The sequence below is a fragment of the Ruegeria sp. CDSC045 genome, from assembly GCF_059610725.1.
On record NZ_JBXWOE010000002.1, the window covers coordinates 161,193 to 176,281 of the forward strand.

Annotated in this window: 16 protein-coding genes; 6 read left to right on the plus strand and 10 right to left on the minus strand. The window is 56.6% G+C overall.

Going from position 1 to position 15,089, the window contains the following annotated elements:
• The first annotated feature begins 94 nt into the window (after positions 1-94).
• Complete coding sequence (gene hutU / locus AC2FH6_RS05915) at positions 95-1,768, plus strand: urocanate hydratase (RefSeq protein ID WP_496701676.1); 1,674 nt, start codon at positions 95-97, stop codon at positions 1,766-1,768.
• 101 nt (positions 1,769-1,869) lie between these two features.
• Here the strand turns inward: hutU and glyA are convergent, their stop codons facing one another.
• Positions 1,870-3,177: a serine hydroxymethyltransferase gene (glyA, locus tag AC2FH6_RS05920; protein WP_496701678.1), complete on the minus strand. Its 1,308-nt coding sequence runs from the start codon at positions 3,175-3,177 to the stop codon at positions 1,870-1,872.
• Between the two features lie 103 nt (positions 3,178-3,280).
• Here glyA and AC2FH6_RS05925 point away from each other — a divergent pair, with 103 nt between their 5' ends.
• Complete coding sequence (locus tag AC2FH6_RS05925) at positions 3,281-4,150, plus strand: LysR family transcriptional regulator (protein ID WP_496701680.1); 870 nt, start codon at positions 3,281-3,283, stop codon at positions 4,148-4,150.
• Positions 4,151-4,158: 8 nt separating this feature from the next.
• Here the strand turns inward: AC2FH6_RS05925 and AC2FH6_RS05930 are convergent, their stop codons facing one another.
• Positions 4,159-4,635, minus strand: coding sequence for a GNAT family N-acetyltransferase (locus tag AC2FH6_RS05930; RefSeq protein WP_496701682.1), 477 nt, complete (start codon positions 4,633-4,635; stop codon positions 4,159-4,161).
• Positions 4,636-4,947 (minus strand): ETC complex I subunit, encoded by a 312-nt coding sequence (locus AC2FH6_RS05935; RefSeq protein WP_142635668.1) that lies wholly within the window; start codon positions 4,945-4,947, stop codon positions 4,636-4,638. It lies immediately after the preceding gene.
• 158 nt (positions 4,948-5,105) lie between these two features.
• Here AC2FH6_RS05935 and AC2FH6_RS05940 point away from each other — a divergent pair, with 158 nt between their 5' ends.
• Both AC2FH6_RS05940 and uvrB read left to right on the plus strand, forming a co-directional pair.
• The gene (locus tag AC2FH6_RS05940; RefSeq protein ID WP_496691740.1) at positions 5,106-5,585 is read left to right on the plus strand and encodes an SRPBCC family protein; all 480 of its coding nucleotides are present in this window, start codon (positions 5,106-5,108) and stop codon (positions 5,583-5,585) included.
• A gap of 81 nt (positions 5,586-5,666) precedes the next feature.
• Complete coding sequence (uvrB, locus tag AC2FH6_RS05945; protein WP_496701684.1) at positions 5,667-7,853, plus strand: excinuclease ABC subunit UvrB; 2,187 nt, start codon at positions 5,667-5,669, stop codon at positions 7,851-7,853.
• 833 nt (positions 7,854-8,686) lie between these two features.
• Here the strand turns inward: uvrB and AC2FH6_RS05950 are convergent.
• Both AC2FH6_RS05950 and AC2FH6_RS05955 read right to left on the minus strand, forming a co-directional pair.
• Positions 8,687-8,977, minus strand: a complete 291-nt coding sequence (locus AC2FH6_RS05950; protein ID WP_496701686.1) for an antibiotic biosynthesis monooxygenase family protein — start codon at positions 8,975-8,977, stop codon at positions 8,687-8,689.
• Positions 8,978-9,252: 275 nt separating this feature from the next.
• On the minus strand, positions 9,253-9,699 hold the full coding sequence (locus tag AC2FH6_RS05955) for a MarR family winged helix-turn-helix transcriptional regulator (protein WP_271948315.1): 447 nt from the start codon (positions 9,697-9,699) through the stop codon (positions 9,253-9,255).
• Positions 9,700-9,809: 110 nt separating this feature from the next.
• On the opposite strand from AC2FH6_RS05955, the gene AC2FH6_RS05960 reads away from it, so the two are divergent.
• On the plus strand, positions 9,810-10,034 hold the full coding sequence (locus AC2FH6_RS05960; RefSeq protein WP_142635660.1) for a hexameric tyrosine-coordinated heme protein: 225 nt from the start codon (positions 9,810-9,812) through the stop codon (positions 10,032-10,034).
• A gap of 43 nt (positions 10,035-10,077) precedes the next feature.
• Here AC2FH6_RS05960 and AC2FH6_RS05965 read toward each other — a convergent pair whose 3' ends face one another.
• From AC2FH6_RS05965 to AC2FH6_RS05980, 4 genes are all read right to left on the minus strand, one after another.
• Positions 10,078-10,431: an MmcQ/YjbR family DNA-binding protein gene (locus AC2FH6_RS05965; RefSeq protein WP_142635658.1), complete on the minus strand. Its 354-nt coding sequence runs from the start codon at positions 10,429-10,431 to the stop codon at positions 10,078-10,080.
• Between the two features lie 38 nt (positions 10,432-10,469).
• Positions 10,470-10,871 carry an excalibur calcium-binding domain-containing protein gene (locus tag AC2FH6_RS05970; RefSeq protein ID WP_246097187.1) on the minus strand — a complete coding sequence of 134 codons (402 nt, stop codon included), beginning with the start codon at positions 10,869-10,871 and terminating at the stop codon, positions 10,470-10,472.
• 157 nt (positions 10,872-11,028) lie between these two features.
• Positions 11,029-11,436, minus strand: coding sequence for a universal stress protein (locus AC2FH6_RS05975; protein WP_496688893.1), 408 nt, complete (start codon positions 11,434-11,436; stop codon positions 11,029-11,031).
• Positions 11,437-11,507: 71 nt separating this feature from the next.
• Positions 11,508-11,828, minus strand: a complete 321-nt coding sequence (locus AC2FH6_RS05980; protein WP_142635654.1) for an antibiotic biosynthesis monooxygenase family protein — start codon at positions 11,826-11,828, stop codon at positions 11,508-11,510.
• A gap of 142 nt (positions 11,829-11,970) precedes the next feature.
• Here AC2FH6_RS05980 and AC2FH6_RS05985 point away from each other — a divergent pair, with 142 nt between their 5' ends.
• On the plus strand, positions 11,971-12,633 hold the full coding sequence (locus AC2FH6_RS05985; protein ID WP_496701688.1) for a hypothetical protein: 663 nt from the start codon (positions 11,971-11,973) through the stop codon (positions 12,631-12,633).
• Positions 12,634-12,676: 43 nt separating this feature from the next.
• Here the strand turns inward: AC2FH6_RS05985 and AC2FH6_RS05990 are convergent, their stop codons facing one another.
• Entirely contained in the window at positions 12,677-14,965 is a 2,289-nt protein-coding gene (locus tag AC2FH6_RS05990) for a glycosyl hydrolase family 28-related protein (RefSeq protein WP_496701690.1), read from the minus strand.
• Between the last annotated feature and the right edge of the window lie 124 nt (positions 14,966-15,089).

The window sequence follows — 15,089 nt, forward strand, 5'->3', positions numbered from 1 at the left end:
GCCATGATGGCGCGCGACCGCAGCCGAGACACATGATTGAAAACTTCAATGCCCTTGCCCTGTCGGGCTCTATCCAATCTGAAGGGAATGACCGATGAGCGATCCTCGTAAGAACAGCCGGGACATCTATCCGCCAACCGGGACCGAACTGAATGCCAAAAGCTGGCTGACCGAAGCACCACTGCGGATGCTGATGAACAACCTGCATCCCGACGTGGCAGAAAACCCGCACGAGCTGGTAGTATATGGCGGCATAGGCCGGGCCGCGCGAACCTGGAAGGATTTCGACCTGATCGTCGACAGCCTGAAAGATCTGGAAGCGGACGAAACCCTGGTCGTGCAGTCGGGAAAGCCCGTCGCCATCGTGAAAACCCACAAGGACGCACCGCGCGTGCTGATTGCCAACTCGAACCTGGTGCCGCATTGGGCGAATTGGGATCACTTCAACGAGTTGGATAAGAAAGGTCTGGCGATGTATGGCCAGATGACCGCGGGTTCCTGGATTTACATCGGGTCGCAGGGCATCGTCCAAGGCACCTATGAGACCTTCATGGAAGCAGGACGTCAGCACTATGGTGGCAGTCTGAAAGGCCGTTGGATCCTGACCGGGGGTCTGGGTGGTATGGGCGGTGCTCAGCCACTGGCTGCTGTGATGGCGGGTGCCTGCTGTCTGGCCGTGGAGTGCGACGAGAAATCCGCCGATTTCCGGCTGCGCACGCGCTATGTCGACGAAAAAACCCACAGTCTGGACGAGGCGCTGGACATGATCGACCGCTGGACCAAAGCGGGCGAAGCCAAATCCGTGGCGCTGATCGGAAACGCCGCCGATATCTTCCCCGAAATACACAAGCGCGGCGTCAAGCCCGATATCGTCACCGATCAGACCAGCGCGCACGACCCGGTCAATGGCTATCTGCCGCAGGGCTGGACCGTAGCCGAGTGGCGATCCAAGGCTGAAACAGCTCCGAAGGAAGTGGAAAAGGCTGCCCGCGCCTCGATGAAGGTGCAGGTCGCGGCGATGGTTGCTTTTCACAATGATGGTGTTCCAACCGTAGATTACGGCAACAACATCCGGCAAATGGCGCTTGAGGAAGGTCTGGAAGACGCCTTCGCCTTCCCGGGCTTCGTGCCTGCCTATATCCGTCCGCTATTCTGCCGTGGCATTGGCCCGTTCCGCTGGGCGGCCCTGTCGGGGGACCCCGAGGACATCTACAAGACCGATCAAAAGGTCAAGGAACTGCTGCCCGACAACACACATCTGCACAACTGGCTGGACATGGCGCGCGAACGGATCGCATTCCAGGGCCTGCCCGCGCGCATCTGCTGGGTTGGTCTGGGTGACCGACATCGCCTGGGTCTGGCGTTTAACGAGATGGTCAGAACGGGCGAGCTAAGCGCGCCGGTGGTCATTGGTCGTGACCATCTGGATTCCGGTTCAGTCGCCTCGCCCAACCGCGAGACCGAAGCGATGAAGGACGGGTCTGACGCGGTCTCGGACTGGCCTCTGCTAAATGCACTGGTCAACACCGCCTCGGGCGCGACTTGGGTATCTCTGCACCATGGCGGCGGCGTTGGCATGGGCTTTTCCCAGCATGCGGGTGTGGTGATCTGCGCCGACGGCACCGATGATGCTGCCAAACGCCTGGAGCGCGTTTTGTGGAACGACCCTGCCTCGGGCGTGTGGCGTCACGCCGATGCGGGTTATGACCTGGCCAAGGATTGCGCTCGTGAACACGGGCTGCGCCTGCCTGGTATTCTGGGAAACTAAGCTTGGATCAAGCGGAACAGATCCCGGCCATTCATTTGTGAAGGCCGGGATTGAACGATCACCAAACACCGTGCGCGCCGGTTGCTTTTGGAAACGGTGATCTAATGGACAAAGCACAGCGTATTGAACGCGCGTCTCCAGGCTGAAACCTCGGAGGCAATCGGCGCGCCTTGCAGACCTTGTTTGATCAGCCCCGCCAGACGATCCGCATCGCCTGCGGTCATCCCCCAGCGGACAAGCTCGGGCGTGCCAATTCGCAGACCGTTCATATCACCTTCAACCGCCACCACAGGCAGACCGATGCCGCAGGCAAGGAACCCAGCTTGGCGTAAGGTTTTTGAGGCCGCTTGCCCGCCCCCGAATGGCTCGGCCAGCACAGCGAACTGGTGAGAGTTGGTAAAGCCCTCGGCCCCAGCGAACACAGGCACATTTTGTGCATCCAAAGCCGCAGCCAATGCCTGCGCCATAGCAATCATCTCTTTCGCATAGGCCGCGCCAAAGTCTTTCCAGTCCAGCATCGTGACCGCAAGCGCTGCAGTTTTCGCCGCATCGAAATTGGCCGTCATGCCGGGAAAGGCGATAGCGTCCAGCGCTTTGGCGATTTCTGCATCATTCGAAACGATCAGCCCACCTGCAGGGCCACCAAGGCTTTTATAGGTGCTCATCGTCATGAAATGCGCGCCCTCGGCCAGCGGGTTGGACCAGGCGCGCCCGGCAATAATGCCGCATTGATGGGCCGCATCGAACATGACCTTGGCCCCGACCTCATCGGCGATGGACCGCACTTCGGACACGGGATGCTCGAACAGGTTCAGGCTGCCACCAATCGTAATCAGCTTGGGCCGCTCGGCTCGTGCCAGCGCCCGCAGTTGGTCCAGCTCAACGGTATAGCCATCGGCACTCACCGGGGCCTCTATGGTGCGCAAGCCGTATAAGCCGGCGCAGCCATCGACATGATGCGTCACATGCCCGCCTAGGGATGCGGGCGGCGCAATGATTGTGTCGCCCGGTTTGCAGGTGGCCATAAAGCCATAGAGGTTGGCAATCGCACCAGAAGGCACACGAACCTCGGCGAATTTGGCATCGAACACATCCGCGCAAAGCTGGGCCGCGATCACTTCGATTTCCTCGATCGCTTCCAGTCCCATTTCGTATTTGTCGCCGGGATACCCCAAAGAGGGGCGCGACCCGATGCCAGAGGATAATAGCGCTTCGGCTTTCGGGTTCATCACATTGGTCGCAGGGTTGAGGTTAAAGCACTCTTCCTCATGGATCACTCGGTTCTGCTCGGCCAGCTGCTCGATACGGGCCAGCAGATCGGCAGACGTTGCGGACGCCGTCGTGGCCGCTATGTCCTGAATCAGGATTTCACTGGTGCTCGGCACCCAATCTCGTTGTGCAAGCGTCATTGGACGTCCTCCGTTTTGCAGCATGGTGGCAGCCATTCCGTGACAGCGCAAAGCAGATTTGCTATTTCTTGGCGTAGAAAAACTAAGGCTTGAAATGAGTGTCATGCCCAAACGCCCGAAAGGGCCCCCGCTGAATGCAATGCGCGCCTTTGAAGCTGCCGCACGTCATGTCAGCTTTGTCGCCGCCGCTGAGGAATTGAGCGTCACGCCCGGAGCGATTTCGCAGCACATCAAAACACTGGAGGGCTGGGCAGGTACCGCGCTGTTTCGGCGCAATGCGCAGGGGGTGGAACTGACCAAGGCCGGGGCTTCTCTGGTGGCTGAATTTTCTGCGGCCTTCGACGGGTTGGCCGAGGCGACGCGTGCCCTCCGCAACCTCAAACCCAACGCCGATTTTCATATCGCCGCCTTGCCATCTGTTGCGCAGCTTTGGCTACCGAAACGGCTAAGCCGGGTCAGGGCGCAGTTTCCGCATATCAATTTTTCGGTGACCGCGATGGAAAACCCACCCAGTCTTGATCGGGAATTGTTCGATCTGGCCATATTCATTGGCGAACCCAATGCTGAGCCCAAGCAGATTTGCATTTGCCCCGATCTCATCTCTCCGGTCGGCGCGCCTAGCCTGATCGAACGTATGAACCACTTTGGCGACGCCGTCCTTCTGCATGACCAGACCTGGAACGACGATTGGACAATCTGGTCACAGAACACGGGAATTGAACTGCAAGATGCGCAGACCGGGCCGAAGTTTTCTCTGTACAGCCTGGCCGTGGAGGAAGCGAAGGCAGGTGCGGGTATTCTGATGGGGCATCTATGTTTGCTTGAGGATGCCCTGGCAAGCGGCGCTCTTAAGTCTGCAAGCGAATACACCTGCCCAACGGGCCGCTTTCTGTTCGTCCAGATACCTGGCGCAACGCGGCAAAGACTCGAAACGCAACAGGTCGTGGCATTGCTGAACGAAGATAGTGCCTAACAACCGGCCTATTCTGCGGGCTTTAGATCCAATCGCATGAAGGCACTGTTGGGGTCGGCCTCATAGCCGTAGATCGGGCCGCAATAGGAATAGCCCAGCGCTTCATACAGCCTGCGCGCGGCGTCATAGTAGGACAGATGATCGGCGCCCGTCTCAAGAACCAGCGCCGAGGTTCCTTCGACCCGTGCGTGATCAGCAAGATGGGTCATCATCACTCGCGCCAGACCGCGGCCACGCGCTGCGGCAAGGATATGCACGGATTTGACTTCGGCGGTCCCATCCGGCAGCGCCTTTAGCGCGCCGCAGCCCAGCACCTTGTTACCCTCATACAAAGCCCAGAACCGCATTCCGGGCCCGGCCAAGGCACTGGCATCCATCGTGTGATTGCTCTCGGCTGGCCCGGCGGTTTCGCTATGGGCAAAATGCGCCTCGACCACGGGGCGCAATGCGTCGGAGGTTGGGTCAGCCTCGCGAATGTCGATCATTTAATGCGTCCAGGGTGCGCGCCGATCGGTGGCAAAATTCTCGCCATAACCGCGCGCGCGCAGGTTCGGCTTGCGTTTATGCGGTTCACTGACCTGTGCGTCGATACCGTTGTCCTTGGCGTAATCCAGCGCCTCTTCCTTGGTGTCGAAATTCAGACGCACCTGGGTCTGGGTGTCACTGGAAGACGTCCAGCCCATCAACGGATCAACCTCGCGCGTGGATGCTGGGGCATATTCCAACACCCAATGCCGGGTCTTGGCCGTACCCGATGTCATCGCATTCCGCGAAGGCTGGTAGATCCGTGCGCGCATGTCGCCTCTCCGTACTCACTTGGCTGAGGTTGTTTATGCGTCAGAGCGAGGCCTGGGACAAGGTGGCAAATGTCGCGGAGGACAAGGATGTTCTGATGACGAAAACTGTCATTAGGGGAATGGTATAATCATTCAAACGCCACAACAAGGACAGCAAGATGATCCACCACGAACGCAGCCTCGACATTGATACCCGACCCGAAGATATCTGGGCCATTCTGAGCCGGTTCATGCATATCGACGATTTCGCCCCGCAGGTGACTTCAGTAGATGCGCTAACACAAGGTGCGGATGGGGTGGGATCGAAACGACGATGCCATTTTGAAAATGGGACGTCTCTGGTCGAAGAAGTCACGGATTGGCAAATCAACCGGGGCTACCGTGTCCGCTTGTCTGAGATGTCTGCAATGCCTCTGACCCAAGCACATGCAGCAATCGCCGTTGAACCCCTTGCCAACAACCAATCCAGAGTAGTCTGGAGCATGGATTATCAAATGAAGTTTGGTCCATTGGGATGGCTTATCGGGCAGACTGTGCTGAAAGCGATGATGGGGCGTGTCCTGGGTGACAACCTGAAAGCGCTTGAAGAAAAGGTGCGTTCGGATCAAATTCCGGATCATCGGTTTGCGTATTACTGAAACTGCCGTTTCTATCTCGGATCAGGTCTTGCAGTTGGACAAAATAAGAACAAATGTAGGGGCCTGACCTGGAGCCTGCCCATGCCTTACGCCCATTCCGACAAGACTCAGCTGACTGCTGATGACGTCCGCGCCCGCCTGAAACTGGAAGGCGGTAAAGAATTCGTCATGCATACCGAGTTCTCACCGGCAGGCGACCAGCCCACCGCGATCAAAGAGCTGACCAACGGCATCTTCGACGGCGAAAGAGAACAGGTTCTGCTGGGCGCGACCGGGACGGGCAAGACCTTCACAATGGCCAAAGTGATCGAGGAAACCCAGCGACCCGCCATTATCCTTGCGCCCAACAAAACGCTCGCGGCGCAGCTCTATGGCGAATTCAAAGGCTTCTTCCCGGAAAACTCGGTCGAATATTTCGTGTCCTACTACGACTATTACCAGCCCGAGGCTTATGTCGCACGGTCGGATACCTATATCGAGAAAGAATCCCAGATCAACGAACAGATCGACCGGATGCGCCACTCGGCCACGCGGGCGCTGTTGGAACGCGACGACGTAATCATCGTCGCCTCAGTGTCGTGCATCTACGGTATCGGCTCGGTCGAAACCTATGGGGCGATGACGCAGGACCTGAAGGTCGGCGGTGAATACAACCAGCGCCAGATCATGGCCGATCTGGTCGCCCAGCAATACCGCCGAAATGATCAGGCATTCCAACGGGGCTCGTTCCGGGTGCGGGGTGACAGCCTGGAAATCTGGCCCGCCCACCTTGAAGATCGCGCTTGGAAATTCTCGTTCTTTGGTGAGGAGTTGGAGACTATCACCGAATTCGACCCGCTGACCGGCGAACGCGCCGCGTCGATGGAGCAGGTGCGCGTCTATGCGAATTCCCACTACGTGACGCCGAAGCCAACGATGAACCAAGCGATCATCGGCATTAAAAAGGAACTACGTATCCGGCTGGACCAGCTGGTCGGCGAGGGCAAGCTGCTGGAAGCCCAACGGCTGGAACAGCGCACCAACTTCGATCTGGAAATGCTTGAGGCCACTGGCGTCTGCAACGGGATCGAAAACTACTCGCGCTATCTGACCGGTCGCGCGCCGGGCGAGCCGCCCCCGACCCTGTTCGAATTCATCCCCGATAACGCCATCGTCTTTGCCGACGAATCCCACGTCAGCGTGCCGCAGATCGGCGGCATGTACCGGGGCGACTATCGGCGTAAATTCACCCTGGCCGAACACGGGTTCCGCCTACCATCCTGCATGGACAACCGACCCCTCAAGTTCGAGGAATGGGACGCCATGCGCCCGCAATCCGTGTTCGTTTCTGCCACGCCTGCCAAGTGGGAGATCGAACAGACCGGCGGCGTCTTCACCGAACAGGTGATCCGCCCCACCGGCCTGCTGGATCCCGAGGTCGAAATCCGCCCTGTCGGCATGCAGGTCGACGATCTGCTGGACGAGGTGCGCAAGGTCGCCGCCGATGGCTATCGCACGCTGGTCACCACCCTGACCAAACGCATGGCCGAGGACCTGACTGAATACATGCACGAACAGGGCATCAGGGTCCGTTACATGCACTCGGATATCGACACGCTGGAACGCATCGAGATTCTGCGTGACCTGCGGTTGGGGGCCTTCGACGTTCTGATCGGCATCAACCTGCTGCGTGAGGGGCTCGACATCCCGGAATGCGGGCTGGTGGCCATTCTGGACGCCGACAAAGAAGGCTTCCTGCGCTCGGAAACCTCACTGGTTCAGACCATTGGCCGCGCCGCGCGGAACGCTGACGGGCGGGTGATCATGTATGCCGACAAGATCACCGGTTCCATGGAGCGCGCGCTGAACGAAACCGATCGCCGCCGCGCCAAGCAGATCGCCTATAACGAAGAACACGGCATCACCCCAGCAACGGTGAAGAAAAACGTCGAGGATGTTCTGGCCGGTCTCTACAAAGGCGACGTCGACATGAACCGCGTCACCGCCACCATCGACAAACCGATGCACGGCGCGAATCTTGAGGCGCATCTGGACGGGCTGCGCGACAAGATGCGCAAAGCTGCCGAGAATCTGGAATTCGAAGAGGCCGCCAATATTAGGGACGAGATCAAACGCCTGGAAGCAGTCGATCTGGCCATCGCCGACGACCCCATGGCGCGCCAATGGGCGGTCGAGAAAGCATCAGAGGACGCGGTGAAATCGCGTGGACGATCAACGGCCGGACGGCCCGGGCAGCGGGGTGGGAATGTGAAGCGGCGGAAGAGGTAGGCTGAGAAGATATCTATTTGCGAACCTTCCATATCGCGCCCGCGTACCTATTCACTCTCATTGCTTCAGTCTCGCAAAAGTTAACTTTTCTGAAACTACCGACGCACGTTCCCTTCGCGCACGACCAAGTTACTTGGTTCTTGCACCAATTTATGCAGGTTGGCGCTTGTGCTTGATAAATTCCCAAATCATGAAAATTACCATCAACGGCATTAGAATCAAAATGCTAAAGTCGGCATATCCTGACCACCCAGACGAATAATAGATTTCAGGGTACACAAATTTCCAAACGACACCTGGGCTCAAGCAAACCAGCACTTTTAGAGCGCCAGAGTTGAAGACACAGAATTCTTTAATCAGGGTTATCAGCCCAATCATCAGAGGCTTCCTTTGAAGTTCCACATATACTGATTCCAAGCTGCGCGTATGAACTATGCGGATACTACTTTACCTGTGCAAGCGATCTGTAGATATCAATCTATTGGAGTCTTACGCACCCGCTCTCTAGTCTATCAGTCGAGCACTGCGAATTTCGTCTATTGCTCGCTCCCATTTTTTCGGATTGCCAACCAAATATGGGTGAAAGCACTACCCAACACGTTCGCAATTCAAGGTACCCGCACTTCAAACTTACAGCCTAGCGCCCTCTCCTCCACGTTTGAAATCACGAATTGTGATCCCAACCTGTTGCCATGACAACCTCCCACACCCTGCCCAGTACCCATGAGGACCAAAGCGCCATTCACCGGGTGCGCGGCATCCGTGTGGTGCTGGCCGAGAATCTGGCACAGGTTCTTTTGCAAAAAAAGGGCGGGAATATCCCGCCCGATACCTTACCCCTTATCCCAATGGGCAATCACATCATACCCAACCGGCGTCGGTGGGCCTTCCATGAACTCGGCGAAATGGCCCCACAGCTCGGCCACTTTGGGTGCGTTTGCGTTTGAGGTCTCCTCGCTCTCGACAACCGAGATCACATAGCCCGACCCGTCCTCGTTCATCACATTGGTAAAGCTGTGCATGCCGGGCATGCCCATGATTTCTGATTTCAATGCGTTCATTTTCGCCGTCGCCGCCTCACGCGTGCCGGGCTTCATCTTGAATTGAGTAATACGTGCGAACATGATCTTCCTCCCTCGTCCGGCGATATCGCCATGTGGCGCGGTCGGAACGACCCCGCCGCACGCAACCTAGCACGGCAGCCCGAAATCTCACATTGATACGCGTGATTTGTGGCCATTTTCAACCATACGCCTCACTGTATTTGGGCCACTGACACGCCAGAGTTGCTGCCCAGCGCGGAAGGCTCGACATCTGAATTCACATATTGTGATTCCACAGCCGCAGCCAGATCGAACCCGAACTACCAAAGCGCCGTTCACCGTGTTTGCGGCCTGTACTAATTGCCGGCCTGTGACAAGCCAGCTTTCAGCTTCTCCAGCGTATTCAAAAGGCGGTCTAGGTCAGGTTCGTCCAGCCCGGTATCGGCGATCATGCAGGCGGTGATCTCATGCGCCACAGACCGCAAGGCCGATCCCGCCCCGGTCAGAGAAACAACAACCTGGCGTTCGTCCTCTTTGCTACGGGTTCGGTCGACAAGCCCGTCGGCCTCAAGGCGTTTCAGCAGCGGGGTCAGCGTGCTGGTTTCCATCGACAACGCGTTGGCCAACTCACTGACATTTCGCCGGTCTCTCTGCCACAGCAGGGTCAGGGTGATGTATTGCGGATAGGTCAGCCCTAGCGGGCCGAGGTGTCTCTTATAAGCGCGGTTGATCACATGCCACGACGTATAAACCGCATGGCAAAACATCTCGTCGGTCTTCGGTTGGGTCGGAGAATCTGTCACGGCAGCACCTTCGCTCGCTTATATCGTGCACGATATAATTCATTGACCCACGCCCACAAGGTAGTTTATATCGTGCTCGATATTATTGTACGCGATATAGGAGACGACACATGTCCTGGCTACCAACGCTCATCACCGAGACACCCGAGGAGGGATTTGACCTGGCAATCAAACTATCACGGATGGCGGTTAAGAAGACGCAGCCCAATGACGAGATTCGTCAGCGCCTGAGGCCGATCTACGAAAACGATGCGGACAGCCTGACTATGGTGTCGCATGTCGTGGCGACAAATTACCAGACCGTGGCGGCAGCGAACAACTATTGGCGCAAGTGAGTAAAGGTGAAATGGGCTGGGTGGCGGATGGGATTACCTATTCCTATACGCCCAGTTCCGCCCGCATCTTCTTGGTCAGCTTGGCCACGACCAGATCATAGGACGTCACGATATGCTCGCGCAGCGACGTGTCGCTCATCCCGCGGTCCTCATAGACCTGCAGCCATTTCATCCCGCGCGAGGCCAGATATGGCGCAGGGCGAATTCCGGGTTCGTCGCTCAGCACCTCAAAGGCCAGTTCAGTGGCTTTGAAGGTGAAGGCGTCCTGACCGTCGTTCCAGCCGCAGATCGCAAACACCTTGCCCCCCACTTTCCACACGTCTGCATTGCCCCATTGAACCACATGAGAGCTGGCCTTCAGGCCCGCGCAGAAACTGTTGAACTCTGCTCGCGTCATCGGCTCAGCCTCTTTGTTCCGAAGTCCTTACCCACCTGTCAGGGCCTCACGAATTTGGCATTGCCAACGCGTTTTTGAGGGGCAGCGCTTTGTTCTGCATTCGGGGCAATCACTCCACAGGCCACACCATCCTGATCGGGATCGTTTTGCAGGTGATAACCCGGCTCGCCCTCCAGAAACGGACCAGGAAGAACCGAGAGCGCAGCGCCACATCCGGCAAGGGCAACAAGATGTAAAACCGCCTCATCACGCTCGAATTCGGAAGTGCGCAACCAGACGCTCAGGGCAATGATGCCTGTCGTCAGCGGCAACATGAGGACCATCAGCAGAATCCGCACCGGTGACAATGCGCGCCGGCGCAGAGCTTCGGCGCGTTGAACACGTTTGGCCGATTTCGGATCCGTGAACAGCGCCTTGGGAGTGGTCTTTTCTGGCTGCATTCCCGATCAATACACCAGTATCCGTGGGATGCCGATACCTAAGGGACAAACATATCTGTGAAACTCTGTCACGATGCAGGACGCTCTACGAGCCTGGACCAAGCAAACAAGACAGACCGCCAAATTCTTGGCTGCTCGCTTGTGATCTGGCAGAGACCTAACGCACCACGTGCACTGAGCATGCAGCGTGGCGGACAACATGGGTAGCGGTGGAGCCCAAAAGCAAATCCTGCATACCTGGTCGATGAGACGCGATGATGATCAGATCCGGCTTATTCACGTCGGCCCAGTCAAGGATCGTCCGACCGGAATGCCCCTCGACAACGACTCCGCGGGCGCCCGAAATATTTTCTGCCAGCGCATCCAACTCGGCTTGAACGGCCTTGCGCGCCTCGTCCAGATACCCGACCGGCATATAAGCGCTGGCATAGGCCGGTATATGTTCGACCACGTGCAGCAACGTGACCTGCGACTCGGGTGCCGCCAACAGTTGCGCCAGTTTCAATGCGGACGGCATATCACGCGCGTCGTCGAATGAAATTGGTACAAGAATATTGTGATACATGGCACGCGCCTCCTTGGTTGCTCAAGTATACTGGTCGATTACCAGACGCGTGACCTTGATCCAGGTCAGGATCAGTTGAAGGTTTCCGCAACATCGTACATGACGGGCTCAAAACTCTTGCACAGCTCGTTGATTTTACGGTTTCTATCACGCATTTCTGACGTACGCAGCATGGCCAGAAAATCCTCGCGACGCTCCCATTGCGAATAATTGGCAATCCGGGTCTGGGCGTCATTCACGTGCAATCCCGCTGCAACAAATCCAGGTTGCTTTGAGATGAAGCTGGCATAGGCATCCGTCAACGCCTCAAGCAGATCCTGGCAGGTGCCAGGCGTCATTTCAAATGTTGTGATTACGGTCTGCACAGTAGCGTTTTTGGAAATCTTTGGCATCTTGAAACTCCCTTGTTTGTCTCAAACCTAACACAGGATTCTGAAAGGTCTTGTGTTTCCTTTTGGCCTAGGCGCGCTCTTTTCAGTTCAAAATGAACAAAACACTAACACTCCGTTAACCATGCTGACGGAAGCTGCAAGCATGTATCGCTTTGCCCTGATATTGCACCTGTTGCTGATGGCCTCTCCTGCCTGGTCAGGTGCATGGCTGCGAGAAAAGGATGCAGCATTCACAGCTGCCTCACTGACAGCTTTTCGGCTCCCTGAGGATGGGTACGACTATAAAACCTCTCTCTATGCGGAATGGGGATACAGCCAGAACCTGACGGTCGGCTTTGATTTCGAACAAAACCAAGACCTCTATGGCCATGCACTTATCTTTGCCCGTGTCCCAGTAGCGGATTTGGGCCAATGGGGTCGGTTCGCTGCTGAATTTGGTGCCGGTGCATATCACAAACAAGAACGGGCTTGGGCACAGTACAAAGTGACGCTGTCTTACGGCAAAGGATTCCAGAGCGCCTTGGGAAGCGGTTGGATCGCGATTGATGCCGCCATCGAAAACCGAACACATGATGACATCTATCGAAAGCTCGACCTGACAACAGGGCTTTCATCGGACAGGTTGATCAATCCCCTAATCCAAATCGAAACGGCCTACAGGTCTGGGCACTCAATATATTGGAAGGCACGCCCCTCGGTCATGATCCGAACCAAAGACAGTTCTACTACCTGGGTTCTGGGGGTGGAAAGAAACGATGCCCGCAAAAACACGGGCATCAAACTGGCTTTGTGGAACGAATTCTAAGTCCAATCCGTTCCTACATTAATTCAGGCAGACGCCCGCACCGTCAGCGCTCCATCCTCAGGATTGCTGAAACCTCGCCCTTCAGACCCTCAGGCCAGCGTAACTGGATATCAGATCCATCCACCCCGTGCTCCAGCAGGACATAGGGGTGCAAATATTTGGTTGACCCAAGCGCTGTCTTCAAAGGCCCCAGAACGGTAACCGAGTCACAACTGCGCGCCTTGCCACCAAAGGGCAACCGATCCTCAGAAGACACCGTCCAAGCCGTTGCAGCGGTGTTCTGTGCGTGCCGTACTCTCAGTGGATTTGCGGTTTTAGCAGTGACACCATGGAACGTATTGTTTTCAAACGTCACGTTCAAATGGGCTGTGTTGTTCAGATCAGCGAATGTCGTGTCCACGCGTTCGGCCCGGTCGATCCCACCGTTGATGGACCGGAATTTGTTCCCCGTCACGACAACGCCGTTCAGGAAATGCCCGGCGCCATAGGGACGAATGACAATGCTGCTGAACCAGGGTGCGACCTCGTTCGAGTAGAAGATATTGTCGGTAATGCTCATGGCGCTGAATGAGAAGCCAGCGGTGTAAACAGGGTCTGAATCCCGCTCATTTGTCCATTCGACAAAACAGTTATCGACATAGTTCTCGGCGATGGTCGAGCTGTTGTAAGTTCCGATCATGACCAAACCGGCCGAGCGCACCCCCTGAGCGATGCTGTCTCCCTGGAAAAAATGGTTACCCAGGACCATGTTGTTGGTCCCTGCCAGCACCGCAAAATGCAGGAAACGAACCGCGCGATTGTGGCGCAACTTGATGTCATTGGCCGTTGAGTTCAACGCAATCGACTTGCGATCCGAGACGTCAAAGGACTCTTCAGAAGACAGGAACTGACAATTATCGACCAACATGCCCTGACACCCTGTACCGATCGAGGTGATACCACGATCCAAAGGTCGGCTGATAAAACAGTTCGTTATGGCAAATGTGCTGCCTGACGGCGCAAGGCGGATTGCGCTACAGCGGCCATTGCATTGAAACTCGATCTCTTCCATTCCGAACTTGCGCAACGTGCTGAAACCGCTGAAATCGAGCAGATATTTGAAAGACAAAAAGGTGAACGTTTGCGTCCCGGATGCGTTATAGATCGGGGCGTTCAAAGTGATCTCTCCCGCCCCCTCATCCTTGGACCGGACATAGATCTCGCGGCCTACGCCGCTGCCCTGCACCAGCGCGCCGACAGGAATGTTGGCCACATTCGCAACATTGGTCAAACGCGTTGGGTCCGACGGGCTGTAGCTTGCCAGAGATGTGAACGTCTCGGTGTCCCAGGCCGAACTGCTCTGAACATCGAACTGGCCATTGCGGATGATCCGCCGTGTCGAAAACCCGGTCTGTTTGTTGGGAACCGCCGCCGCCATATCAATCGGCTCGCTCACCGAAATCTTACGCCCACCCAAATCCAGCGATTCATGATCCGAGTTATTCAGCAAAGCCTGAAAGGCCTTTTTGAACGCCAGATCCTCGGCGCCAAAGGCCGTGATATAGGCTGGCAGGTTAAAATCCTTGGTCAGCAATAGCATCTTGTCATCGGGCATCGTGACCGTGCCCTCAAATTCAATCTCAGACGAGATCGTCGTGTTCTCCGTCAAAAGGTAAGTGCCATTCGAGACAAAAACACGCCGCCCATTCGCCGCCTGATCAGCCGCGACAAACGCATCCGTGTCATCTGCCACGCCATCGCCCACGGCCCCAAAATCGCGCACATCGACCAGAGAGATCATGTCGCGCAGGAACACATTGGTAACATCCGTGATTTCGATGTCGTCAACCCGGACCACAGCCCCGTTGGTGCCCTCAATATCCAACCCGAAATGCCCGTACAGGGCGGAAACACCCCAAGACATATCCACACCCGTCCGTTGCCCCGCGCCCACAATCGCTGTGATTTCGTGCACTGTTCCATAGCCAGATAGCTGTGTTGCCGGGCCTTGCTCGACCACGCCCGTCACCTGAACATCACCTGCACCACCCGCCCAAGCGGCGATACGAACCTCGGGCAAGGGGCCGCTAATCGCTTTTATCCGGGCTTTGATCTGTAAGTAGCATCCCGGCAGCAGCGGTGTCTGACCCATATAACGCAGCTGTTGTGTTGCGTTCACCTTCAGAATTTCCAGACATCCGCCAAAATCCGCATCGGCCGGGACATATACGCCGTTCCCCGATCCGTCATAGGTTGGCGAACCCGGAGTACCATCGCGGCTCGACCACACGTTCAGACCGGATGCGAAAACAGGCGGCATGAATACGATGCCGTCAGTGATTGCCTTATTCATAGAAATCCCTTTCCCAATCGCGCTGCGGTCAGTCGCCGTGCGCATAAACCCAGTGCCCAGGGCCACGCACCCCGAACGCAAAAGTCTGAGTATCGAAAAGGAATTAACCGCCGCTCATATCACC

Bases quoted from the DNA above. Each gene is read 5' to 3' on its own strand.
- hutU (WP_496701676.1), top strand. From the start codon at position 95: ATGAGCGATCCTCGTAAGAACAGCCGGGACATCTATCCGCCAACCGGG.
- glyA (WP_496701678.1), bottom strand. From the start codon at position 3,177: ATGACGCTTGCACAACGAGATTGGGTGCCGAGCACCAGTGAAATCCTG.
- AC2FH6_RS05925 (WP_496701680.1), top strand. From the start codon at position 3,281: ATGCCCAAACGCCCGAAAGGGCCCCCGCTGAATGCAATGCGCGCCTTT.
- AC2FH6_RS05930 (WP_496701682.1), bottom strand. From the start codon at position 4,635: ATGATCGACATTCGCGAGGCTGACCCAACCTCCGACGCATTGCGCCCC.
- AC2FH6_RS05935 (WP_142635668.1), bottom strand. From the start codon at position 4,947: ATGCGCGCACGGATCTACCAGCCTTCGCGGAATGCGATGACATCGGGT.
- AC2FH6_RS05940 (WP_496691740.1), top strand. From the start codon at position 5,106: ATGATCCACCACGAACGCAGCCTCGACATTGATACCCGACCCGAAGAT.
- uvrB (WP_496701684.1), top strand. From the start codon at position 5,667: ATGCCTTACGCCCATTCCGACAAGACTCAGCTGACTGCTGATGACGTC.
- AC2FH6_RS05950 (WP_496701686.1), bottom strand. From the start codon at position 8,977: ATGTTCGCACGTATTACTCAATTCAAGATGAAGCCCGGCACGCGTGAG.
- AC2FH6_RS05960 (WP_142635660.1), top strand. From the start codon at position 9,810: ATGTCCTGGCTACCAACGCTCATCACCGAGACACCCGAGGAGGGATTT.
- AC2FH6_RS05965 (WP_142635658.1), bottom strand. From the start codon at position 10,431: ATGACGCGAGCAGAGTTCAACAGTTTCTGCGCGGGCCTGAAGGCCAGC.
- AC2FH6_RS05970 (WP_246097187.1), bottom strand. From the start codon at position 10,871: ATGCAGCCAGAAAAGACCACTCCCAAGGCGCTGTTCACGGATCCGAAA.
- AC2FH6_RS05975 (WP_496688893.1), bottom strand. From the start codon at position 11,436: ATGTATCACAATATTCTTGTACCAATTTCATTCGACGACGCGCGTGAT.
- AC2FH6_RS05980 (WP_142635654.1), bottom strand. From the start codon at position 11,828: ATGCCAAAGATTTCCAAAAACGCTACTGTGCAGACCGTAATCACAACA.
- AC2FH6_RS05985 (WP_496701688.1), top strand. From the start codon at position 11,971: ATGTATCGCTTTGCCCTGATATTGCACCTGTTGCTGATGGCCTCTCCT.
- AC2FH6_RS05990 (WP_496701690.1), bottom strand. From the start codon at position 14,965: ATGAATAAGGCAATCACTGACGGCATCGTATTCATGCCGCCTGTTTTC.